The organism is Nocardioides sp. Root151 (assembly GCF_001427925.1).
Taxonomy (GTDB): domain Bacteria; phylum Actinomycetota; class Actinomycetes; order Propionibacteriales; family Nocardioidaceae; genus Nocardioides.
On sequence record NZ_LMGG01000005.1, the window covers coordinates 209,733 to 232,025 of the forward strand.

At 69.3% G+C, this 22,293-nt stretch carries 21 protein-coding genes and 1 pseudogene; 4 read left to right on the forward strand and 18 right to left on the reverse strand.

Going from position 1 to position 22,293, the window contains the following annotated elements; genetic code table 11:
* Nucleotides 1-4 precede the first annotated feature (4 nt).
* The 7 genes from ASD66_RS16090 to ASD66_RS16115 form a co-directional block, all read right to left on the reverse strand.
* Nucleotides 5-484 (reverse strand): YbaB/EbfC family nucleoid-associated protein, encoded by a 480-nt coding sequence (locus ASD66_RS16090; RefSeq protein ID WP_056683467.1) that lies wholly within the window; start codon nt 482-484, stop codon nt 5-7.
* 85 nt (nt 485-569) lie between these two features.
* On the reverse strand, nt 570-776 hold the full coding sequence (locus tag ASD66_RS25340) for a hypothetical protein (RefSeq protein WP_235530131.1): 207 nt from the start codon (nt 774-776) through the stop codon (nt 570-572).
* 5 nt (nt 777-781) lie between these two features.
* Nucleotides 782-928 carry a hypothetical protein gene (locus ASD66_RS25345; protein ID WP_235530132.1) on the reverse strand — a complete coding sequence of 49 codons (147 nt, stop codon included), beginning with the start codon at nt 926-928 and terminating at the stop codon, nt 782-784.
* Nucleotides 928-1,524, reverse strand: a complete 597-nt coding sequence (locus ASD66_RS16100) for a TetR/AcrR family transcriptional regulator (RefSeq protein WP_056891591.1) — start codon at nt 1,522-1,524, stop codon at nt 928-930. Before ASD66_RS16100 ends, ASD66_RS25345 begins: the two co-directional genes overlap by 1 nt.
* A 359-nt stretch (nt 1,525-1,883) precedes the next feature.
* Nucleotides 1,884-2,651 carry an SDR family NAD(P)-dependent oxidoreductase gene (locus tag ASD66_RS16105; RefSeq protein ID WP_156388741.1) on the reverse strand — a complete coding sequence of 256 codons (768 nt, stop codon included), beginning with the start codon at nt 2,649-2,651 and terminating at the stop codon, nt 1,884-1,886.
* Nucleotides 2,652-2,715: 64 nt separating this feature from the next.
* Nucleotides 2,716-3,147 (reverse strand): nuclear transport factor 2 family protein, encoded by a 432-nt coding sequence (locus ASD66_RS16110; protein WP_056891593.1) that lies wholly within the window; start codon nt 3,145-3,147, stop codon nt 2,716-2,718.
* Nucleotides 3,148-3,429: 282 nt separating this feature from the next.
* A complete protein-coding gene (locus ASD66_RS16115) occupies nt 3,430-4,365 on the reverse strand; it encodes a 1,4-dihydroxy-2-naphthoyl-CoA synthase (RefSeq protein WP_056891594.1) in 936 nt (311 codons plus the stop codon).
* A gap of 56 nt (nt 4,366-4,421) precedes the next feature.
* Between ASD66_RS16115 and ASD66_RS16120 the strand changes: the two genes are divergently transcribed.
* Entirely contained in the window at nt 4,422-4,859 is a 438-nt protein-coding gene (locus ASD66_RS16120; RefSeq protein ID WP_056891595.1) for a nitroreductase family deazaflavin-dependent oxidoreductase, read from the forward strand.
* Between the two features lie 14 nt (nt 4,860-4,873).
* Here the strand turns inward: ASD66_RS16120 and ASD66_RS16125 are convergent, their stop codons facing one another.
* The 8 genes from ASD66_RS16125 to recC all read right to left on the reverse strand — a co-directional run bounded on the left by ASD66_RS16125 (nt 4,874) and on the right by recC (nt 17,602).
* Nucleotides 4,874-5,488 (reverse strand): ACT domain-containing protein, encoded by a 615-nt coding sequence (locus tag ASD66_RS16125; protein ID WP_056683490.1) that lies wholly within the window; start codon nt 5,486-5,488, stop codon nt 4,874-4,876.
* A 42-nt stretch (nt 5,489-5,530) separates the two neighbouring features.
* Nucleotides 5,531-6,109, reverse strand: a complete 579-nt coding sequence (thpR, locus tag ASD66_RS16130) for an RNA 2',3'-cyclic phosphodiesterase (RefSeq protein WP_056891596.1) — start codon at nt 6,107-6,109, stop codon at nt 5,531-5,533.
* A 162-nt stretch (nt 6,110-6,271) separates the two neighbouring features.
* Entirely contained in the window at nt 6,272-7,417 is a 1,146-nt protein-coding gene (locus ASD66_RS16135) for an acyl-CoA dehydrogenase family protein (protein ID WP_056683497.1), read from the reverse strand.
* 86 nt (nt 7,418-7,503) lie between these two features.
* A complete protein-coding gene (locus tag ASD66_RS16140; protein ID WP_056891597.1) occupies nt 7,504-8,283 on the reverse strand; it encodes a hypothetical protein in 780 nt (259 codons plus the stop codon).
* Between the two features lie 91 nt (nt 8,284-8,374).
* A complete protein-coding gene (locus ASD66_RS16145; protein ID WP_056891598.1) occupies nt 8,375-9,097 on the reverse strand; it encodes a hypothetical protein in 723 nt (240 codons plus the stop codon).
* A gap of 50 nt (nt 9,098-9,147) precedes the next feature.
* On the reverse strand, nt 9,148-10,935 hold the full coding sequence (gene recD, locus ASD66_RS16150; RefSeq protein ID WP_056891599.1) for an exodeoxyribonuclease V subunit alpha: 1,788 nt from the start codon (nt 10,933-10,935) through the stop codon (nt 9,148-9,150).
* Nucleotides 10,932-14,261 (reverse strand): UvrD-helicase domain-containing protein, encoded by a 3,330-nt coding sequence (locus ASD66_RS16155; RefSeq protein WP_056891600.1) that lies wholly within the window; start codon nt 14,259-14,261, stop codon nt 10,932-10,934. The genes recD and ASD66_RS16155 overlap by 4 nt, the downstream gene beginning before the upstream one ends.
* A complete protein-coding gene (gene recC, locus ASD66_RS16160; protein WP_056891601.1) occupies nt 14,258-17,602 on the reverse strand; it encodes an exodeoxyribonuclease V subunit gamma in 3,345 nt (1,114 codons plus the stop codon). The genes ASD66_RS16155 and recC overlap by 4 nt, the downstream gene beginning before the upstream one ends.
* A 19-nt stretch (nt 17,603-17,621) precedes the next feature.
* Here recC and ASD66_RS16165 point away from each other — a divergent pair, with 19 nt between their 5' ends.
* The gene (locus ASD66_RS16165) at nt 17,622-18,389 is read left to right on the forward strand and encodes a hypothetical protein (protein WP_056891602.1); all 768 of its coding nucleotides are present in this window, start codon (nt 17,622-17,624) and stop codon (nt 18,387-18,389) included.
* Between the two features lie 40 nt (nt 18,390-18,429).
* Nucleotides 18,430-19,167: a hypothetical protein gene (locus ASD66_RS16170; protein ID WP_156388742.1), complete on the forward strand. Its 738-nt coding sequence runs from the start codon at nt 18,430-18,432 to the stop codon at nt 19,165-19,167.
* Nucleotides 19,168-19,187: 20 nt separating this feature from the next.
* Here the strand turns inward: ASD66_RS16170 and ASD66_RS16175 are convergent, their stop codons facing one another.
* Nucleotides 19,188-19,817 (reverse strand): TetR/AcrR family transcriptional regulator, encoded by a 630-nt coding sequence (locus ASD66_RS16175; RefSeq protein ID WP_056683516.1) that lies wholly within the window; start codon nt 19,815-19,817, stop codon nt 19,188-19,190.
* 165 nt (nt 19,818-19,982) lie between these two features.
* Here ASD66_RS16175 and ASD66_RS16180 point away from each other — a divergent pair, with 165 nt between their 5' ends.
* Entirely contained in the window at nt 19,983-20,966 is a 984-nt protein-coding gene (locus ASD66_RS16180; protein ID WP_162254285.1) for a DUF5938 domain-containing protein, read from the forward strand.
* 9 nt (nt 20,967-20,975) lie between these two features.
* On the opposite strand, the gene ASD66_RS16185 is transcribed toward ASD66_RS16180, so the two are convergent.
* Both ASD66_RS16185 and ASD66_RS16190 read right to left on the reverse strand, forming a co-directional pair.
* Nucleotides 20,976-21,809: a hypothetical protein gene (locus ASD66_RS16185; RefSeq protein WP_056683523.1), complete on the reverse strand. Its 834-nt coding sequence runs from the start codon at nt 21,807-21,809 to the stop codon at nt 20,976-20,978.
* A gap of 75 nt (nt 21,810-21,884) precedes the next feature.
* A pseudogene (locus ASD66_RS16190) lies at nt 21,885-22,293 on the reverse strand (hypothetical protein); the annotation flags it as partial.

Below are 22,293 nucleotides of genomic sequence, written 5' to 3' on the forward strand. Positions count from 1 at the left end.
TACCTCAGCCGGCGCTGCCGGGACGGTCGCCCCGCTTCGACGGGTTGTACTGCTGCCGCAGCCGGGCCACCCGGTCGAGCTCCTCGCCGCTGAGGCGGAACGCGCCCATCATCTCCTCGCGGAACCGACCGAGCTGCCTCTGCGCCTCTTCGGGGTCGGGCATCTCCGGCGTCTTGACGCCCAGATTGTTGACGATCTCCATGGTCTGGTCGCGCAGGTGCTCCACGGCCTCCGCGATCGCGGCCTTGACCTCGCGCGAGAGGATGCCGGACGTCAGCCGAAGGGCACGCGGATCGAACTCGAGGTCCTGGATGCCGCGTTGGGTCCAGGTCACCCGGACCTTGCCCTCGGCCCCGAACCCCTCACCGACCAGTTCGGCGAGCTGCGGCTCGATCTTGCGGAACTCACCGAGCTTCCGCTCGTTCTCCTGCATCTCCTGCTCTGCCTGCTCGAGATAGCGATGAAGCTGGTCGTGGAATGACATCCGAGAAATCTCCAAAACACGGGGTGGGTATTTTCGTCTTCACCGTACCGCGCACCCGCGACGCACAAACCCCTGTCTACAAGGCTCAGAGGACGAATGAGTACAGCAGGACCGCAACGGCAAAGAGCAGCATCCCCAGGCAGTTGAGCCAGAACTCCTGCTTGAGGAACCTTGCCCTGACGTGCGCGTAGGTCGCCGCCAGGAAATAGGCGATCACGCCGACATTCGCGGCGAGACCGACGCCCTCGACCTTGATGCCGATGAGCAGACCAGCGACTGCGAGGAGCTTCACGCAGATCAGCACCCACCACCACTCGCGTGGGAGTTCACGCCGTCCAGGCAGTCGCGGATGAACTTCGGCGGGCGAATCGACAGGATCGCGTCACCGAACAGGGCAGCGGCGAGGAGCGCCGTGGGCCACCAGGGCTCCGGAAGCACGGGCATCACTTTCCTCTCGGGGTTGCGATGTAGGCGAAGACGGCGTGCATGTCCTCGAGCGACTGTTCCGCGGCGACGCCTCCCCTGGCGGCGGAGGCGCGGATCGCGCCGAGGTAGGCGAAGTAGATCGCCTTCGCCGCGACCGGAACGTCCTTGGAGCCCATCCCGGACTCCTGCAGGACGACGGAGAACTCGCGAACGAGGTCGTCAGCCAGGCCGTGGAAGAGAGCCGAGTCGTGATCACCACTCGTGAGGATGGCGCTGTACTCGCGCGACAGCTGGGCGTCCTCGGCGAAGATCTCGAGGAAGGGCGTGACGACCTCGAGAATGCGATCCGCCGGGTTGCCGCCGGGCCCTGACGGGCTCTCGGGTACGCCGTCACGCCTGCGCCCGACGTGGATCTGCTCGATCGACCTGTCGAACATCGCGACGAGCAGCTGGGCCTTGTCGCCCACAGTCATCACGCTGCCGACACTGACCCCGGCGTCCGTCGCGATGTCCCGGACCGTCGTCGCCCGGTAGCCGCGCTCGCGGAACAGCCGCTCCGCGGACGCCATCACCTTGTCGTGGGTGGCCTGTCGCAGCTCGTCGCGGGTCACCACGGTGCGACCATCCTTGACTGAACACGTTCACTGAACATGTTCAGACAATAGGTGCGCGCCCCTGACCCGTCAAGGCGTCAAGCACGCGACATGCGGTGGCGTCGTGCGCGTGGGCGAACGGTCAGCTCAGCACGGTCTCGGCACGAAGGCCGTGTGCCCTCAGTGCCGGAGCCCCGCTCGGACCCCGAAGCGTCCCTCCTCGGCGGCAAGCCCGCGCACCAAGGGTCACCTGGTGGCCGCGGTCCCAGAGTTCCACCGCCGCCCACGAGCCGATCAGCCCGGTGCCGCCGACCACCAAGACCTTCGCCTTGCTCACCGCTCTCCCAGTCTCCCGCTCTCGATCACCGAGGGTGAGCGCGTCAGACGCCGTACCCGCCGTCGACGTCCAACTTCTGCCCGGTGATGAAGTTCGCGCGATCCGAGACCAGGAAGGCAGCGGCCTCGGCGATGTCGTCAGCAACACCGAAACGTCGGAGGGGGATGTTGCCACGCGTGATCTCCAAGGCACTCGGCTCGAGTTCCCCGCTCGAGATCAGGCGCTCTGCCATGCCGTCGGTGAGCATGCCGGGACCGACGCTGTTGAACCGGACCCCGAACCGACCCTCCTCGGCGGCAAAGCCACGCACCAGCGATTCGACGGCAGCCTTGGGACCGGCAGACATGCCGTCCCGGACGGGATAGCGCGAGGTGGCAGCGGTCGTCACGGCAACGACGGTCCCTGAGGAGGAACGCAGCGCCGGCAGCGACGCCGAGATCAGATTGAAGAAGGCCGCGACCTCGGCGTTGAGCGCCTGACCGAATTGGCCCGGGCTGACCTTGGAGAGATGGATCATCGGAATGTGGGGGCCAGCGGAATGCACGACGGTGCGCACACCGTCCCAACCTTCACCGACGTCCTTGACATAGGCCGCCGTCGCCTCGGGATCCTGCAGATCGATGGCGTCGGCGCGCGCGGTCGCACCGAGGGATCGGAGCTCCTCCGCCAATGCGTCTGCCGCATCGGTGCGGCTGCGATAGGTCAGTGCGATTCTGGCGCCGGGGGCTGCGAGCTTGCGACAGATCGCGGCACCGATGCCGCCGGTGCCACCGGTCACGATGATTGCACCAGGCGTGTTCGAGGTGGACATGGTCATCCCCTTCGGGTGTTGACGGATCGCAGCAACATGTGACCCAGAGCTGCGTCTGAGTGGGTCAGGGTCGACTGATCTGTCGGGACGCAATGAGCCAAGTCCCGTCGATCCGCACGAACCGGTCGCGGTAGACGCCCATCGATTGCAGTACGGGCATCTCCCGGCCGTGCGTGTAGTAGTGCCAGTACGCCATGGACGTTGCCTCGTCGGGTCCCGGGTCGACGGACACGGTGGTGATGACGTGGAACGTCCCTGTTCCGGGGCCCTGGATCCCGGCATCGCGTCTTTCCTGCGCGCCGATGAGGGCACTCTCGCGGCCGGTTCGGACTTGGGCGGGAAGGTCGATGTCCGGCGACGCAGGCATCTCCCAGGTGAAGTCTTCTGCAAGCAGCGCGCCGTACTCCTCGAGCGTTCCGGAGTCGGCCGCCTGGGCCAACCTGGCGACCAAGTCGGAGATCAAGACGACATGCGCTGCGCGTTCGAGCAGGTCCACTTCAACGTCCCTTCGAGGATTCGACTCATCCGTGTCACATCCAAGCAACGCCTGACACTGGAGTCGTGCCCTCTCCCACTCATCGAGAAGCAGAGTCCCCGTGTGGGGTACTTCACCGCCAGGCTCGGCCCCACCCGACCTAGCTCAGATCGTTCGTCAAATTCAGCAGATGTCCGATGAGCGCGAGATTCGGACCCTCCTCGCCACCATCTACCTGCTGGAAGACGAGGACCGTCAGGCCTCTGACCTGCGGGTTTCGACAGGCTCAACCACCGGCGGCGATCAGTAGTACCAGGGGAACTCGGACCAGTCGGGGTCGCGCTTCTCGAGGAACTGGTCGCGACCCTCGACGGCCTCGTCGGTCATGTAGGCCAGGCGAGTGGTCTCGCCGGCGAAGAGCTGCTGGCCGACCAGGCCGTCGTCGATCATGTTGAAGGAGTACTTCAACATCCGCTGGGCGGTCGGGCTCTTGCGGTTGATCTTGCGGCCCCACTCGAGGGCTTCCTTCTCGAGGTCGACATGGTCGACAACCCGGTTCACCGCACCCAGTGCGTGCATCTCCTCGGCGTCGTACTCGTCACCGAGGAAGAAGATCTCGCGGGCGAACTTCTGCCCGACCTGCCGGGCGAGGTACGCCGACCCGAAGCCGCCGTCGAACGAGCCGACATCGGCGTCGGTCTGCTTGAAGCGGGCGTGCTCGCGGGAGGCGAGGGTGAGGTCGCAGACCACGTGCAGGGAGTGGCCGCCGCCGGCCGCCCAGCCGTTGACCAGGCAGATCACGACCTTGGGCATGAAGCGGATCAGCCGCTGGCACTCGAGGATGTGCAGGCGACCCAGCTTGGCCTTGTCGATCGGGTTCGGCGGGGCACCGGCGTCGACGTGGCCGTCGGTCTCGTACTCGTAGCCGGCGCGGCCGCGGATCCTCTGGTCACCACCGGTGCAGAAGGCCCACTTGCCGTTCTTCCCACTCGGCCCGTTGCCGGTCAGCAACACGCAGCCGACGTCGGCCGACGTGCGCGCGTGCTCGAGGACCCGCAGCAGCTCGTCGACCGTGTGCGGCCGGAACGCGTTGAGCACGTCGGGACGGTCGAAGGCGATCCGCACGGTGCCATGCGCCTTCGCGCGGTGATAGGTCAGGTCGGTCAGGTCGTCGAAGCCGGGCACCACGTCCCACGCCTCGGCATCGAAGATTTCGGAGACTCCGTCGATCGCGCTCATGGGCGCAGGCTATCGGCCCCGTGGAATGCGCGTTCCGCCCGTGCTGTTGTGGAGGCATGACACTTCAAGGTGAGTACGAGCCCAGCGCTGCCGAATGGGTCCGCAACCAGGTCTCCGCCTACGAGGCCTCCGGCGGCCAGGAGGCGAACACGCTTCCCGACGGCCGCCCGATCGTGGTGATCACTTCACGCGGCCACAAGTCCGGCAAACTGCGGAAGAACCCGGTGATGCGGGTCGAGAAGGACGGCGTCTACGCGGCCGTCGCCTCCAAGGGCGGCGCCCCCGAGCACCCCGAGTGGTTCAACAACTTCGTCGCCGACCCCCACGTCGACCTGCAGGACGGCCCCGAGCCGCACGAGTACGTCGCCCGCCTGGCGTCCGACGACGAGCGTGCCGAGTGGTGGACACGCGCGGTCGACGCGTTCCCGCCGTACGCCGACTACCAGCAGAAGACCGACCGCGAGATCCCGCTGTTCCTGCTCGAACGCGTCTGATCCTGTCGTGCGGCCTACGAGCGGGAGATGCTCACGGCCAGCCCGACGAGGTGGCTGAGGCGGGCGAGCTCCGACTCGAGGATGTCGGGTCCGCCGCGGCGTCCGATCAGGATCAGCTCGTCCGACATCAGCGGCGCCGCCGCGAGCAGGTTGTTCTCGTCGCCCGAGGGCACGATCGTGGCCCGGTCGACGTCGTGCCACTCGACGGTGTCGGGTGCCGCCGGGGTGCCGTGCACGCGGACCACCCCGTCCGGCGTACGACGCACCCGCGCACCCCAGTCGGCCCGGAACGTCAGCGGCAGCAGGTCGACGAGGCGGTTCAGCGCCTGTGTCGGGTGCGAGGTCAGCTCTTCGACGGCCTCGAGGTCGAGCACCAGGTTGCCGCCCGCGGCGTAGCGCGAGATCCACACGACCTGCACGCCGTCGAGCTGGTTGCACGCCGAAACGATCGAGTCGGGCATGCTCCCCGGCGCCATCTCGAGCAGCACGTCGTCGACCGCGGTGCCGTCGTGGCGGTGCTCGACGATCTCGATCGCCTCGATGTCACCGCCGGCCTCACCGATCGTGGTCGCCAACCGTCCCAGTGAGCCGGGGACGTCAGGCAGTTCGACACGGAGCAGGAACGGCATGACTCGACTGTATCGGCCCGGTGTTTCGGCAACATTGCCGTTTCACGCGCTGGCTTTCCTCCCGAGAGGGAACACCTCCACCGCTTCATGGCGCGGTCGGCGTCTCGGTCCCTCCCCGAGATGGGACTCGAAGAGGGTGATCTCGTGCGCGGTCCAGGTCGGGCCGGCGTACGCATCGAGCAGGCGGACCCAGTTGGAGACCTCCGCCGGTCGGCCCAGGCGGGCCAGCGTGACGTGTGCCCGGAACCGCCCGCCGTCGACCTCGGCTCCGGCCTTCGCCGCTGCGGCACGGGCCCCTGTCGCCAGTCGGTCCAGCTCGATGCGGGCGGCCTCATCGCCTTCCACGCCTGCCCACAGCACGCGCGCCCGGTCAGGGCCCGGGAAGGCTCCGCCGCCGGCGATCCGGAGGTCGAACGGCGTACGCCGGTGCGCGGCGCGACCAAGCCGTTCGACCAGGTCGTCGAGGTGCCGCTCGGCCAGGGCCGGACTGAAGGCCAGGGTGAGGTGCCACTGGTCGGGCACGGTCCACCGGAAGTCGGCCGCCTCACGCCGCGGCTCGAGGAACTCCTCGAGGTCCTCGAGCACCTCCGCCGGCGGCACCACCGCCACGAACACCCTCACCCAAATCACGATAGTCCCTGACGTTTGGGTCCTCAGGACGCGATAGTCCCTGACGTTTGGGTCCTCAGGACGCGATAGTCCCTGACGTTTCGGCCCCTCGCGGGACCGGAACGTCAGGGACTATCGCTATTCAGGGGCCGAAACGTCAGGGAGTATCGAGAACTACAGCCCCAGATCGCGGCCGATGAGCTCCTTCATGATCTCGTTGGAGCCGGCCCAGATCTTGGAGACGCGGGCGTCGCGCCAGGCGCGGGCCACGCGGTACTCGTTCATGAACCCGTAGCCGCCGTGCAGCTGGACGCAGTGGTCGAGCACGTCGTTCTGCACCTGCGAGGACCACCACTTCGCCTTGGCGGCGTCGATCGGCGAGAGCTCGCCCTTGTCGTGCGCCACGACGCACTGGTCGATGTAGGACTCGGCCACCTCGATCTGGGTGAACAGCTCGGCCAGCAGGAACTTGTTGTGCTGGAACGAACCGATGCCCTGGCCGAACGCCTTGCGGTCCTTGGTGTACTGCAGGGTCTCCTCGAGGATCTGCTTTGCGTGCGCGACGTTCGAGATGGCGCAGCCGAGCCGCTCCTGCGGCAGCTTCTGCATCATGTGGATGAAGCCGCCGTCGAGCTCACCGACGATGTGGTCGTCACCGAGGCGGATGTTCTCGAAGAACAGCTCGGCGGTGTCGGACTCGTCCTGGCCGACCTTGTCGAGCTTGCGGCCGCGACTGAAGCCGTCGGCGTCGGCGGGGATCGCGAACAGCGTGATGCCGCGGGCACCCTTCTCCGGCGAGGTGCGTACGGCGGTGATCACCAGGTCGGCCGAGTAGCCGTTGGTGATGAAGGTCTTGGAGCCGTTGATCACCCACTGGTCGCCGTCTCGGACTGCGGTGGACTTCAGCCCGGCGAGGTCGGAGCCGCCGGACGGCTCGGTCATGCCGATGGCCAGCAGGACCTCACCGGCGGCCACACCCGGGAGCCACTTCTGCTTCTGCTCCTCGGTGCCCAGCTCGACGAGGTACGGCGCAGTGATGTCGGCGTGGATGCCCAGGCAGGAGCCCAGGGCCGCGTTGACCTTGTTGAGCTCCTCGAACAGCACCGCGTTGAAGCGGTAGTCGTCGGCGCCGGCGCCGCCGTACTCCTCGGGGATGGAGAGGCCGAGGAATCCCTGCTTGCCGGCCTCGAGCCAGAACTCGCGCGGCAGCGCCTTGTTGGCGGCGTGCTCCTCGACGTTCGGGATGACGGAACGCTCGAGGAACTCGCGCACGGAGGCGCGGAAGGAGTCATGGTCGGCGTCGTAGATGGTGCGCTTCATGCGGCAATCCTACCTACTGGTAACCGTCTCGCGCCCTGTGCGTCCGCACGAAGGAATCGGGCGGAATCGTGCGTGCTGCACAACCCTCAGGCACCTGTGTCTCCATCCGTGAGGATGTCCCCGGACGGCACCTCGGCGACGACCTTCTTGCCGTAGTCGGTGAAGGTCACCACAACCCCCTCGCGTTCGTCGCCCTCGAAGGGGGCTGTGGACTGAGCTCCGCTTCCTTGGTCGGTGTACCCGAAGCCGCCGTCGCCCACGTCGGGTTTGAGGACGAGCCTGAGGAGATGGTGCCTGCCCTCGACAGCGATCCATGCGGTCACGGACTGATCAGCGGAAATCAGTTCAATGGCATCCTGCCCGTCGATCTCACGGACGTCACCGACGCTGAACTCGTCGTCCGCGCTGAAGTTCTCGGTGATCTCAGCGGGGGCACACTGCTCGGCATACTGTGCCTGGCCCGCGCTGGGTGTCTTGAACCACTTGCCGTCGTACGCCGCCGCAAGCTCGTCGTCGGCCTCCGTGTTCGCCTTGTAGAAGGCCTCGTCGGCCGTGTAGTAGTAGTCGCCACCCGTGATGACGAACCGGGTCTCTCCTCCGCCCATCTGTATCGTTCCGACGCAACGGCCCTCAGTGTCGGTGCTGATCTCGCTCTCGAGCGCGTGTTCTCCGAACTCAGTCCTCACGACAACGGTCATAGACGTGATGTCCTCGATGTCCTTGAGCGCGGCGTCCCTGATCTCCGAGGCAGGCTTCTCGGCGAAGGATTTGCCGGTGTCGTCGTTGCTGGACGAGTCGTCGCCGCAACCCGAGAGGGCGAGAGGCAGGAGGGCGGCTAGGGCCACGGCCTTGATGGTGCGCTTCATGTCGTGATCCCCGGAACATGGGCCACCCGAACGGGCCCGGACCAAGGGATCCTACGAGAACGCAGGCGTCACCGCACCGAAATCTGCAGGATCAGCCGAGCGGCACGATCTGATCGTCGGCGGGCGCCTGGGCGTCGACCTCTTCGTCGTAGTTGGTGAACGTGAACTCACCGGGCTCGTCGCCCTCGCTGGAGCTGAGCTTGAGGATGCGGTGCTTGCCGTCGACAGCGACCCACGCAGTGCTCGACTCGCCGTTCTCGTCCTCCGACTTGATCTCCACGGCGTCCTGCCCGTCGATCTCGGTCACGTCACCGACCGTCGCCTTCTTGTCGTCGTCGGTGTCGTTGAACTCGTCGAGCATCTGGTCGAGGTCGCAGACCTCCGCGAAGTCGTTGTCCGCAGGGAGCTTGGCCCACTTGTCGCCCAGCACGGCGATGATCTGCGGGGCCGTGTCGCCCGCGCTGGCCGTCCAGAAGGCCTCGTCAGCCTTCAGGAAGGAGTCGGTGCCGGTGGAGATGATCTGTGCCTGGCCACCGTTGATGGTCATCGTGCCGGTGCAGCGACCGTCGACGTCGGTGCTGAGGTCGAGCGCGGTCTCCTGGCCGTCGTTGGTGAAGTTGCCGGTCATGGTCAGCGAGGAGACGTCCTGCATGTCCTTGATGGTCGCGTCCTTGATCTCCTCCGCCGACTGGTCGGCGAAGCTCTTGCTGCCGCCCTCGGAGTCGCCGTCTGAGTCGTCGCCGCAGCCGGCCAGTCCGAAGGGAGCCAGCGCCGCGAGTGCCACGAGCGCCACGGCCTTGTTGGGGGTCCGCATGATGGATTCCTCACTGTCGTGGCCGCAGGGCCGATTCCGATTCAGGGCGACTATAGGTCCACACCAGGGTCTGCCGCGCGCAGCCTCTGCTGCAGACCGCTCGGCCGCACCGCCCGCCTGGCCACTCCCAGACGGACGGCGGCCTCGCTGCCGACCACGACGACTTTCTCCTTCGCACGGGTCACGGCGGTGTAGAACAGCTCGCGGGTCAGCAGCCGGGACTCCTCGTCGGGCAGCAGCACGGTGACCACGGTGGCCTGGCTGCCCTGCGCCTTGTGGATCGTCATCGCATGCATGGTCTCGACCGCGTCGAGGCGGCTCGGCGCGAAGTCCAGCAGCCCCTCGGCGCCCCGCAGCACGACCCTCGACGCGCCGTCGGACGCACGACGGATCACGACCCCCGTGTCGCCGTTGTGCACGCCGAGGCCGTAGTCGTTGGCGGTCACCAGCACCGGGCGCCCGACGTACCAGGTGTCGTAGAGCGGGTCGCCGGTCACCTCGGAGAGCCAGGCCTCGACCTGCCGGTTCCAGTGGCGTACGCCGTACGGTCCCTCACGGTGGGCGCAGAGCAACCGGTGCTGGTCGAGCGCGGTCAGGGCGGCCTCCGCGTCACCCGCCTCCGCATGACGACGTACGGCGAGCGCGGCGTCGGTGATCGTGGCACGCAGGGCACTGGCCGGGTCCTCGGCGGTGACGAACTCGACCTCGCCGGAGCCGGAGCCCGAGCCGGAGCTGGAGCCCGCCTGCAGTGCGGCAACCGCGTCGTCGTCGCGCCCGTCGCGCAGCGCCTCGGCCAGCCTGATGATCTGCTCGGTGGAGCGGTGGTTGTCGCGCAGCGCGATCACGGTGCCGTCGTCGGGCAGCCCGAGCACCAGGTCGTTGAGCACGGCACCGGCGTCGACGGACGCGAGCTGGTCACGGTCGCCGACCAAGACCAGTCGGGCCTCCGGACGCACGGCCTCGAGCAGCCGGGCCATCATCGTCAGCGACACCATCGACGTCTCGTCGACGACGACGATGTCGTGGGGCAGCCGGTTGGCGCGGTGGTGCCGGAAGCGGGTGCCGTTGTCGTGGCGCGAGCCCAGCAGGCGGTGCAGCGTGGACGACGTGAGGCCGACCAGCCGGGCCCGGTCCTCTGCGGGAAGCTTGGCGGTCTCCGCCTGCACGGACTCCTGGAGCCGGGCCGCGGCCTTGCCGGTCGGGGCCGCCATCGCGATGCGCACCTGCTGGCCGGTGGACTCGGCCTGCTCGATCAGCACGGCGAGGAGTCCGGCCACGGTCGTGGTCTTGCCGGTGCCGGGTCCGCCGGTCAGGACGGTGGTCCACTGCCGGGCAGCCCGGTCGACGGCGGCGGCCTGCTCGGCGTACCCGCTGTCGGGGAAGACCCGGGCCAGCGCGGCCGTGAGGGCGGGTTCGTCCACGACGGGGGCGGGCAGCGCGCGCCGGGCCACGAGGTCGTCGCAGACCTGCACCTCCTGGCGCCAGTAGCGGTCGAGGTGGAGGAGCCCGAACTCCCAGTGCAGCACGCCGGCCGCCACCAGCGGACTCGCCTCGATCGCCGCGACCCACGCGGTGACGTCGGGCCAGTCGAGCTCGGGGTCGATCTCTGCGGCGTCGGCCGGCGCCAGGCAGACCGACCCGTGGCGCACGGCGCGGGTGACCAGGGCGACCGCGAGCAGCACGGTCTCGTCGGGCTCACCGCCGAGCGCACCCAGCCGGTTGGCCACGTGCACGTCGGCAGCGGTCAGCACACCGGCGTCGTTGAACGCCCGCAACAGGCCGTCGGAACGCCGGGCCAGGTGCCGGTCGTAGCCGTCGACCAGGTCTGAGGTCGTCATGCGCGGGCTCCGTCCAGCAGGTCGCTCAGGTCGGTGACCAGGTCGATCGGCGGGCGCCACGAGAAGACGCCCGTGGGATGGCCGTCGTACGACGGGGTGTCGGCGCCGCACATGCCGCGCAGGTAGAGGTAGAGCACGCCCCCGAGATGGGTCGCCGGGTCGTAGTCGCCCAGGCGCCACCGCAGGTAGCGGTGCAGGACCACGGCATAGAGCAGTGCCTGCAACGGGTAGTCGGAGTGGCCCATCGCCGCCTCGAGCGCCTCGCGCCGGTAGTCGGCGGAGGTCAGCGGTTCGTCGAAGCCGCCGAGCCAGTTGGTCTTGTAGTCGACGATCAGGAAGGTCGGACCGACTCGGAGCACTACGTCGACCGACCCGGTGAGGTAGCCGCGGAGGTCCTGGCCGCCGAGGTTGGGGTCGGCCAGCGCGTCGGCGTACGGCAGCAGTGGATCGTCGGCGGGCAGGTGTCGCCGGAGCAGCGGCGCGATGTCGCCGAGGGTGACCGGCGCACCCGGCAGGTCGCCCTCGTCGCCGCCGGAGAGCGGGAGCTCGAACTCGAGCTCGCAGAGCCGGTCGGTCATCGGGATGTCGCGCAACGTGACCGCCCCGGCCAAGGGGCCGAGCGGGCTCTCGCACACCGTCTTCAGGGCCTCGGCCAGCGCAGCCGCGTCGAGGTCGACCGGCCACCGGACGAGCTGCTCGACCACCCGCTCACGCAGCTCGTCGACGAGGTCCTCGGCCGACGGGTCGGCGGTCTCGAGCACGGCGTGCACCAGGGAGCCGAAGGTCGCGCCGACCGGCAGGTCGCCCATGGGTGAAGGGACTTCCGGCCCGTCGCCGTGCCGCACGGACACCGGCTCGATGGCGTCGGGCTCGTCGGTTCGGGGCGTCTCCTCGGGCTCGCTCCCGACACCGGGCAGGGTGGGCTCGGCGGTCTCGACACTGCTCAGCGCGGAGTACGACGTCCGCCGCCAGTGGGTGTCGACGGTGCGGCCGAACGAGCGTGCCGAGAGCTCGTCGGACGGCCGGGCCAGCTCGGCGGCGGCCAGCTGGGCCGGCACCGCGGGTGCCCAGCTCGGCCCACCCCGGTGCTGCCAGGCGTCGAAGAAGGCCTGGGTGGCGTCGTCGTCGGACAGGGCCACGTCGGCCGGCACCACGCTGGTGCCGGGACCACGGCCGATCAGCATGCGGTGCAGCGCCGAGGTCTTCGCGTTGTTGGACGGCGCCCACCACGTGACGACCTGTGACTTGGCGCGGGTCATCGCGACGTAGAGCAGTCGCAGTGACTCGCCGAGGTCCTCGGCGCGGGCGCGCGACACGTTGGCCCCGCGACCAGGTCCGTCCTTGCCGACGTCGATCGAGCGATGTTCGTCAGAGTCCGCATGGAACAAGGGGATGGAGGGATCGAAGGAGTACCTGTCGGCCACGAACGGCAGGTGCACGACGGGGTATTCGAGCCCCTTGCTGCCGTGGATGGTGACCAGCTGCACCGCCGCGGCGTCACTGTCGAGGCGACGAGTGCGCTCGGAAGCGACCTGCACCTTGTCGTCGGCCATCTGCGCGCGCAACCAGGTGAGTAGGGCGACCAGGCCGAGCCGGTCGACCAGCGCCGCCTGGTGCATCGCCTGCGCGACGTGGCGCAGGTCGGTCAGGTGGCGCTCGCCGTCGACCCGGGCGAGCACGCGCGCATAGAGTCCGCGGATCACCGCCGCCTCCATGACCGCGGCGACCCCACGCAGGCTGAACAGCTCGGCCCACTCGCGCATCGTCGCGGCCACGTCGTCGGTGATGTCGGGGACCGTGTCGAGCTCGACTGCCGAGCGACCGAGGAACGACGTGAGGGCAGCGCTGCGCACCCGGCTCGAACGGTGCGGCTGCTCGAGCGCCTCGAGCAGGGTCAGCCACTCGACCGCGGCCGGGGTGCCGAAGACGCTGCCGCCCCCGGCGACCACCGCGGGCACACCGATCTCGTGCAATGCCTCGCGCACCATCTGCAGCGACTTGCCGGTGTGGGCCAGCACGGCCACGTCACCGGGCTCGATCGGGCGGCCGTCATACGTCGCGCCGGAGGTGAGCAGGTTCTTGATGTCGTGGGCGCAGTCCTGGGCGATCAGCGGACGGATCCGGCCGACCGCCACGCCCCGGTTTCCCTTGGCCCGGAACTGCTCGCGGCGCACCACCCGCACCCGGAAGGGGGTGTCGTCGGGGGCACCGACCAGGCGTGGGTCCTGATGTGAGGACGCTGCCCCCACAGGTCGTACGACGATGCGCGGGTCGCCGAGCTCGGCACCTTCGAGGACGGCCTGCAACGACGAGAGCAGCGGCTGGTCGGAGCGCCAGTTGGTGGCCAGCGTCTTGCGGGTCGTGGCGGTCGCCGCGGCGGCCAGGTAGGTGACCACGTCGCCCCCACGGAAGGCGTAGATCGCCTGCTTCGGGTCGCCGATCAGCACCATGCGGGCGTGGCCGGTGAACGCCCGGTCGAGCACCTGCCACTGCACCGGGTCGGTGTCCTGGAACTCGTCGACCAGCACGACCTTCCAGCGCTGGCGCATGCGGGCGCGGGCCGGGGCGTCGTCCGCGGTCAGCGCGTGGGCCAGCTGGGAGAGCAGGTCGTCATAGCTGAGCACCCCGAGCCGGCGCTTGCGGCGGTCCATCTCGGCGCGCACCGCGGTCGCGAAACCGACCCGACGGCCGGCGCCGGTGGTGCGCTCCGCCTCGGCGGGCTCGAGCCGGGCCTGCGGGTCGTTCACCGCGGCGCGGGCCAGCTCGAGGGCCTCCGACCGGCTGAAGAGGGGGCCGTCCTCGGCGTCTGCGAAGCCACGCAGGTAGAGGTCGTCGACCACCTCGATCAGCAGGTCGTCGAGGTCCTCGACCAACCGGGCACTGGAGTCGGTGTCGCCGGCCACCCCCAGGCTGCGCAGCACCAGCTGGCAGAACTGGTGGGTGGTCGCGATGGTGGCCGCGTCGAACGATCCGAGCGCCTCGCGCACCCGGTGTCGGCGTACGGCGACCTCCTCGGCGCTGCCGGTGAGCAGCAGGTCGACCAGGTCGTTGGCCTCCCGCGGGGCGTCGGGCGTCGACAGGGCGCGCTCGGCCTCGACCAGCTGCCCACGCACCCGCTCGCGCAGCTCCTGGCTGGCGGCTCGTCCGAACGTGACCACCAGCATCTCGTCGAGACGGGCCTCCCCCTCGGCGACGAAACGGGTGACCAGGGCGCCGATCGTCCACGTCTTGCCGGTGCCGGCGCTGGCCTCCAGGAGGGTGGTGCCGGTGGGCAGCGGGTCGGTGATGTCGAAGGCCTCGAGGTCCTCGTGGAACAGGTCGCTCACAGCGGGCCCACCTTCTCGGCCCCGGTCAGCAACGGCGACCAGACTCGCCACGCGAACTGGCCCAACCGGTGCGGCTCGTCGTTGAAGTCCTCGTCGGCCCGTGGCGCCCCGGTCAACACCGAGATCGCCGCCTGCTCGCCGTACAACCTCACGTGGGCGGGGTCGTCGTGCTCGCCGGGTACGACGAACGCGCGGCCACGGTCGGTCTGCCACTCGCGGTCGGCGATCTCGACCGGGTCCTTCGGGTCGCCCATGCGTGAGCGCACGCTGGCCTCGGCGTAGGCCAGCCCGGTGCGCAGGGGCAACGGGATCGGCTCGCGCAGCCCGCGGTCGTGGATGTCGACCAGCTCGCGCAGCCACTCGACCGTGCGGTGGTCCAGCGGCCCGGCCAGTGCGTGGGCCGGACCTGCCTTGCCCTTGCCGACCGCCGAGGCGACCCAGTGCTCGTCGGGGTGCGACGCGCTGAGGGCGAGCAGGTTGATCCACGACATGAGCCGTTGCCGGGCGCGCAGGGAGGAGTAGGTGACGCTGACGATCCGGTTGCCGCGCACGCCGGGCACGGTGCCGGTGAGCCGGCGTCCGTCGCCGAGGTCCACGTCGACGTCGAGGCTGCGCGGGCTGCCCTGCCGGAGCTGGTCGGTCTTCTGCACGAGCGCCTGCACGTCGGTCACGACCGCACGGAGGGTCCGCTGCCCGAGCTGCGCGGGAGGGAGGAGGCCGCGCAGCTGCTCGGCGGTCATGCTCGAGACCGGGTCGAGCCCGTCGAGCACGTCGCTCAGCAGGCGGTCACCGACGCCCCACTTCTCCAGGCCGTCGAGCTCGATCGGGATCGCGTCGCGGGTCTCCTCGGCCTCGAGCGGCGAGGCAACGTCGAGCCGTCGCCGCAGGAAGGAGCGCGCGGGGTGGGTGAAGAACTGCTGGAGGTCCGCCAGCGACACGTTGTCGGTCGGCCGGGCGGCCAACGGCTCCGTCACGAGCGGCCCGGGCGCGGAGCGGGGGGCCAGCGCTGCCCGGGCCCCGGCCTCGGCGGCGGTGTCGAAGGTGAAGGTGCGCTCCGGGTCGGTGAGCCCGGGCAGCACCAGGTTGCGCCGGTCGAAGGGTTGCAGCGGGTGGTGCACGCAGAGGTCGGCGTCGGGCGCGATCCGCGAGACCGCGTCGATCAGCTCGCCCAGGGGCACCGCCGGAGGTCGGACGGCGCCGGTCTGCTCGTTGGCTCCGGTGTAGGTGACCACGAGTCGTTCGGTCGCGGCCAGCACGGCGTCGAGGAGCAGCTGCCTGTCCTCGCTGCGGGCGTCGCGCTCGCCGGTCTGTGGGTTGCGGGCCAGCACGTCGTCGCCGTCCACGTGGCCGGTTCGTGGGAAGACTCCGTCGTCGAGGCCGACCAGGCAGACCACCCGGTGCGGCACGGAGCGCATCGGCACCATCGTGCAGACGGTCAACGTGCCGGTGCGGAAGTTGGCGCGGGTGGGTCGCCCGGAGAGCCGGTGGTTGAGCAGGTTGCGCACGTCGGCCAGTCGTAGCTGGGTCGTGTCGCCGTCGCCGACCGCGTCACGGATCATCGCCAGCTCGCGCTCGAACTGCGCCACCTGCCAGGCATCGTCGCGCTCCACGTCGGTGAGGGCGAGCACACCGTCACCGAGGGCAGTCACCCAGTCGTCGACGGTGCTGGCCGCCGCCATCGCGGCGAAGACGGCCTCGAGACGGTCGACGTACTCGGCGAACCTGCCGACCAGGTCGATGTCGCCCGAGGAGACGTCGTCGACCGGCAGGGCCGCGCCGAGCCAGGTGTGCTCGCCCTCGGCCATCGCGACGCCGAGGAGCACCCGGTCGAGGCCGGCCCGCCAGGTGTTCTGGCCGAAGCGTTCGAGGGCGTAGTCGGCCCGCGAGGCGGCGTCCATGCCCCAGCGGATGCCGGAGGCCTCGACCCAGCGCGCCACCTGGTCGAGATCGTCGTCATCGACCGCGAAGCGGTGCCGCACCGGCGGGCTGGCGAGCAGGTCGAGCACCTCGGTCGCCGCGACCCGGCCGCCGGCGATCTCGACGAGCCGGGCGGCGACCGCGAGCAGCGGGTTGGTGCTGGCCAGGGAGCGGTCGGCCAGGCGGACCCGCAGCCGGTGCGCCGGGTGGCCCTTGCCGCCGGCAACCTCGCCCAGGCCGAAGCCGGCCTGGATCAGCGGGGCGTAGGTCTCGATGTCGGGACACATCACGAGGATGTCGCGGGGCTCGAGCGTCGGGTCGTCGGCGAGCAGCCCGACCAGCACCTCGCGGAGCACGTCGACCTGCCGCGACGGGCCGTGACACGCGTGCACCTGCACGGTGGAGTCGACCAGGCCCGGCACGGGATCCGGCAACGCGTTGCCGCGCAGGCCGGCCTGGAGCCGACCCAGGATCGAGCCGCTCGCCGGCAGGGTGCCGACAGGCGGCTCGTCGTCGGCCGGCACGAGCGCGAGCGTGCGCTGGAGCTCGCGGGAATCACGGCCGAGCGAGGCGAGCAGGGGGTCCTGCACGAGCTCGGCCGAGCGGTCGGCGGTGCGCGCCACGGGCCCGGCCGCCGACACCTCGACCAGGTCGTCCCACAGCGAGGTCGATGCCTGCGGCAGCCAGAGGTGGACGTCGCGCAGCTCACCGAGGGCACCGAGCAGCTCAGCCTCGGTCCGCGGCAGGCGGGTGTGGCCGAACAACGAGAGCCGGGCGGGCAGGTCGAGTCCGTCTCCGCCGGCGCGAAGGGCGGCAAGGGTCTCCACATGGCGCACGTCGGGTGGCGCGATGTCCCTGGCCGCCACGACGCACCGCCACAGCTCCGCCTGCCAGGCCAGGTCGCCGTCGAGCGGACCACCGCAGCCGTCGGTGTCGTCGCCGTCGCGCCAGTCGGTCAGCAGCTGCGGCCGCTGCACGGCGTACGACGCGAAGAGGCCGGCGATCCGCCGGGCCACCGAATAGCGACGACTCTGGCGCAGCTCACCCTCGGCACCACCGACCCCGTGGCCGAGGTGCGTGGCGAGGGTGACGCACCACGTCTCGTCGAGGCTGGCGTCGATCACCTCGAGCACGGTCCAGACCAGGCGATCCGGGTCCCACGGGTCGTCCCGGTCGCGGCCGAGCAGCATGGAGACCAGCGAATGGGGGCTCAGGAAACGCACACCCGCACAGACCCCGTCACCGCCGCGGGCGCCGACGCCCAGGCGGTGCGACAACCGCTGCGTGAGCCAGCGCTCGACGCCACGGGCCGGCACCACGACGATTTCCTGCGCGAAGGGGTCCGGGAGCGGCTCCGACAGGAGGTCGGCCAGGCCGGACGCCAGCAGGTCCGTCCGTTCGGCGCGATGAATGCGGAGGCTCACGCGGGCTACCCTTACACACGTGTCAGACACCCGCCGCCGTATCGGTTCGCTCGCCGTCGTCGGCATCCTCGCCCTGGGCCCTGCATTGCTCAGTGGGTGTGCTGGCGATGACGCAGGCGTCACCGACAAGGACCTGTCGAAGGCCCTGCTCACCTCGGACGACCTCGGGCCGGACTTCAAGATCTCTCCTGACGACGACGACCACGACGATGACTCCGACGGTCCCGACTGGGGTTGCCTCCTCGACTTCAAGGACGACGCCACCGACAAGGACGACGACGGCGACGACATCGAGGTCGAGATCGAGGCCAGCGCCGACCCGGGCATGCCCGCGGTCTTCCACGTGATCTCCAACGCCGAGAACGCCGAGCAGGCCCGCGCGCTGCTGAGCGAGCTCGGCTCCCAGGTCGACGACTGCGACAAGGTCGACACCACCGAGGACGACACCCGCTGGCAGTTCGACGTCGACTCCGACCGGGTGGCCTGGGCGGACGGCGTCAACCAGCAGATCAACGTGCTGGCCGAGGGCCACGCCACGGTCTCGGGGGTCGAGCTCCCGATCTCGTTGTCGTTCACGGCCGTGCGCGTCGACACCGCGGTCTCGCTGGTGATGTTCGTCGACATGGCCAGCGACATCGACCGGGCCCGACGCGACGTCGTACAGGTCGTGGTCGACAGGCTGACGGCCGCCCTCGACGGCGAGGACCAACCGGCAGATGCCGGGGTCCTCGAGGACTACCCGATCGGCAAGGAGTATGCCGACCTGCTCGGCGGCGCGGACGCCTGAGCCGGGGTTGAAGAAGCCGTCCGGCGGGTAGCCTGCCGCCATGACTACTCGGGGACTGGTGGCGCTGCTGGCCGCCACGATGCTGACCCTCACCGCCTGCGGCGACCAGACGGACCCGCCGAAGGACCTCGGCGCGGCGATGGGCGACCCGGCGATCCCGCCGTACAACCCCGACGAGCCGCTGGACGACGACCAGCTCGCCGAGGTCCTCGTCAACGCCTCCGACGTGGGCCCGGAGTTCAAGGAGCGCACCCAGAAGTCGCCAGAGAACGACTCGTTCGGCTGTCTTGCCAGGATCGACGACATCGACGACTTCGGGACCCCGGACAACTACCGCGAGATCGTCTTCAACGGCTCCTCGAAGACCCAGCAGTACACCAGCATCTTCGCGTCGGTCGCGTCCTTCGACCAGTCGGACACCACCGACGAGTCGGACAACGACGCCGCCCTCCTGACCTGGGGCAAGATCGACCAGCACATGAAGGCCTGCACGAAGGTCCGCACGCGTGACAAGCACGGCCGGGTGCAGGTCGACCTGACGTACGACGACTCGCTCGACGTCTCCGCCGACGGACAGTCCAGCCTGACCGGCAAGGGCTTCTACACCTACGACGGCAAGCGCTATCCGCAGGTGGCGACGTACACGGTCGTGTGGGCGGGCAACGAGATCATCACCATCGCCGCGTTCGGGGAGCGACCGGACGTGCTGTCCCGCATCCAGCCGCTCGCGAAGGCGTCGGTCGAGCGGCTCAACGCCCTGGAGAGCGCGGCCCAGTAGGCCGCGGCCAGCTCACGGGCTCAGGAGCGGAACAGCGCCGGGAGGATCGACAGGGTCTGCGCGCGCAGGGTCTCGAGTGCGTCTTCCTCGCCGTGCACGTGGGCCAGCAGCGCCCTGACGAACACGCCGTCGACCATGGCGTACGTCGTGGCGGGGGTGAACGCCGGCTCGGCGCCGGTCAGCTCGGAGTAACGGGTGACGATGCGCCAGATCATGTCCTCGAGCAGCCCGTCGATCACCTTGACCTGCTCGCGGAACTCCTCCTCGAACATGCTCTGACCGCGCAGGTCGTACCAGAGGCGGTGCATGGGCGCCTCGTCACGCAGCGTCTCGACCAGCTTGTCGATGAAGCCGGCGACCAGCTCGTCACCGGTGGTGGCGGTGGCGACGACGTCGTCGTACCGCTTCGAGCACTTCGTCTTGTAGTAGCGGACGCAGTGGATGATCAGGTCGGCCTTGCTGTTGAAGTAGTAGTGCACCACTCCGTGGGAGAACTCCGAGTGCTGGGCGATCTCGCGCAGCGAAGTGCGGGCATAGCCGAGCTCGCCGAGGGTGGTCAGCGCGGACTCCGCGAGCTGGGTACGCCGCTCGTCGTACTTCTCGTCACGCGTGCGGGGCGTGCCCCGCTTCTTTCCCACCGTCTCCGTCACGGGCTCATCGTATCGGTGCCGTTCGGAAGTGTCCCTACCCAATCTTGACGATTGTCAAGGACATTTGCCTCGAATTGCTTGACGTTTGTCAAGTCACCTCCCAATCTGTTGGAGGACTGCCAGACTTGGCAGGACGAGCTTCCTTCCCCCTCTGTTGGAGTATTTGTGACAGCCTCACCCGCCGTGATCTACGGCCAGGCAGGACAGTTGAGCCGGGCGATCGCCGACCAGCTCGACGTCCTGGGCGTCCCGTTCACGCTCCTCGAGCCGCAACGCGACGACGCCGACGACCTGACCGCACAGTTCACCGGTGCCACGGTGGTGATGAACCTGTTCGGGCCGTTCGCCGACACCGGCCACACCGTGGTGGAGGCCGCCCTGCGCGCCGGGTGCCACTACCTCGACGCCTCCGACGAGATGGACTGGCTGGTCAAGGCGCGTGAGACCTGGCACCAGCAGTTCGTCGACGCCGGCCTGGCCCTGGTTCCCGGCCTGGCCCAGCCGTTCGCGACGAGCGAGATCGCCGCCCAGCTCTCACTCGAGACGCCGGGGGCCGAGCTGCTCGACGTGATGCTGCTCTGGCAGGGCGCCTCGGCACCCTCCTCCGCGCTCCAGCTCCAGCGCGTGGTGAAGGAGAACGGCTTCGACCTGGCCGACGTCCTGTCGTGGCCGATGGACCGCACCCTTCACGTGCGCCTCCCCGAACACACCGAACCCGGCCTGGCGATCCGCCTCGACGACTCTCCCCACTGTCTGTGGTTCGGCCAGGACGACCGCGTCACCGAGCTTCGCGCGTACGGCGGCGCTGCCGAGCGCTCGTCACTTGTCAGCCTGATGAGCCACCCCTCGGCCGAGCATGCGGTCGCCGAGGGTCGCAGCCCGCTGGCCATGGACCAGACGGTCGACGCGTCGATCGACTCGGTCTGGTCCATGGGCTCCGGTCGCCGCACCCACGTGGTGCTGGCCGGCACGTGTCCCTACGCGCAGACCGCAGTGCTCCACGCGGCGGCGACCCGTGCCCTGCTCACCGGCGGCGCGACACATGCCGGGTTCGGCTCCGGCTCCCAGGCCTTCGGGCACCGCTTCCTGCTGGATGCCCTCCAGGAGGCCGGCGTCATCGAGCCGCCGGTGGTCACCATCGGCGCCTGAGGGCGGTACCTACGCAGGCACTGCCTGGTCCGACGCATCGACTCTTTCGGTTTCAGGTCTACGCGCATCCGGCAGGAACTTGGCGGCGCCGTTCACGGCGACGACACACATCGCCATGCTCAGGAACGTCGCAGCCCAGACGATGCCGCTCGAGAACTCGGACTCGTCGAGATGCAACGCGATGATCACCGGAGACCCGAGCCCGAAGTTGGCGCCGAAGAAGGTCACCGGGAACAGCACGAACAGGCCGAGCAGCCCCCAGGCCGTCTCGACCCGTCGCCAGAGCTGTACGGCGACCACGGTGAAGATGACCACCTGGGTTCCCTCCAGCACGCCGATGATCAGCGGGTAGTTCACGATCCGCAGCTCATAGGGGCCGTAGTAGGTGTAGACGTCGGTGCTCGTGCCGATCACCTCGAAGACGCACGACGCAGCGATCTCGGCGAGCCAGACGAGGAAGAGGTTCTTACGGCCGAGAGTGCCCCGGTAGATGTGTCCTCCGGCGTACAGGCAGGCGCTCGCGTAGAGGATGATGTAGCCACTGTGCGACCAGTTCGGCTGGACCACCCCGAACGCAGTGAAGTGGGAGTACATCGCGCCGGGCTGACCGTTCTGGGCGTCGTAGAACCACAGGTCGAAGGCCACGTCGTACAACGGTTCAGCGAAGGCGGCCACGCCCGCCGCAAGGCAGGCGATGAAGTAGAAGGGTGTCCCTTGGCGCATCCACAGCCGTACGGCGATGGCCAGCATCACCAGGACGATGGCCCAGCTGGCCCAGGTGAAGATGTCCTGCCAGAAGAGGCTCAGTTCGTGCTCCATGACATCGTTCGGCATACGACCCATGTGGTTGCTCCTTGTTCAGGGTGGTCGCGACGACCTGTCGCAACGTTGTTCGATCGGGACCAGGGCGAATCAAGATCAGGGGTTCAGCAGCCCGCCGACGCACGTGGTCAGGCCGTCCAACTGGAGGGCACTCAGGTCCTCCAGGACGCACTTGGTGGTGCCCTGGACCTTCGTGAGGGTTTGCGTGACCGTCCCGACAGGATCCTTGACGGTCTTCTCAACCGTCTTGGTGAGGGTCGTGACCGGGTCGGGCCTACCCGGGGGCGCGGGAGTGGCCGGGTCCGCCGGGGACTCCGTGCCCGGGTCGGTGCTGCCCGCGGTGGGCGCCTGGCTGGTCGGGGTGGTGGGGTCGCCGGGGGTGCTGGTGTTGTTGCCGGAGGCTGCCTGCGGGGAGCCGACCTTGCCGCCGTTGGTGGGGCGGGTGAAGGTGTACGTCGGCGGGATGTAGACCGCGGAGGTGGTGCTGTTGGGCACCGAGGTGTAG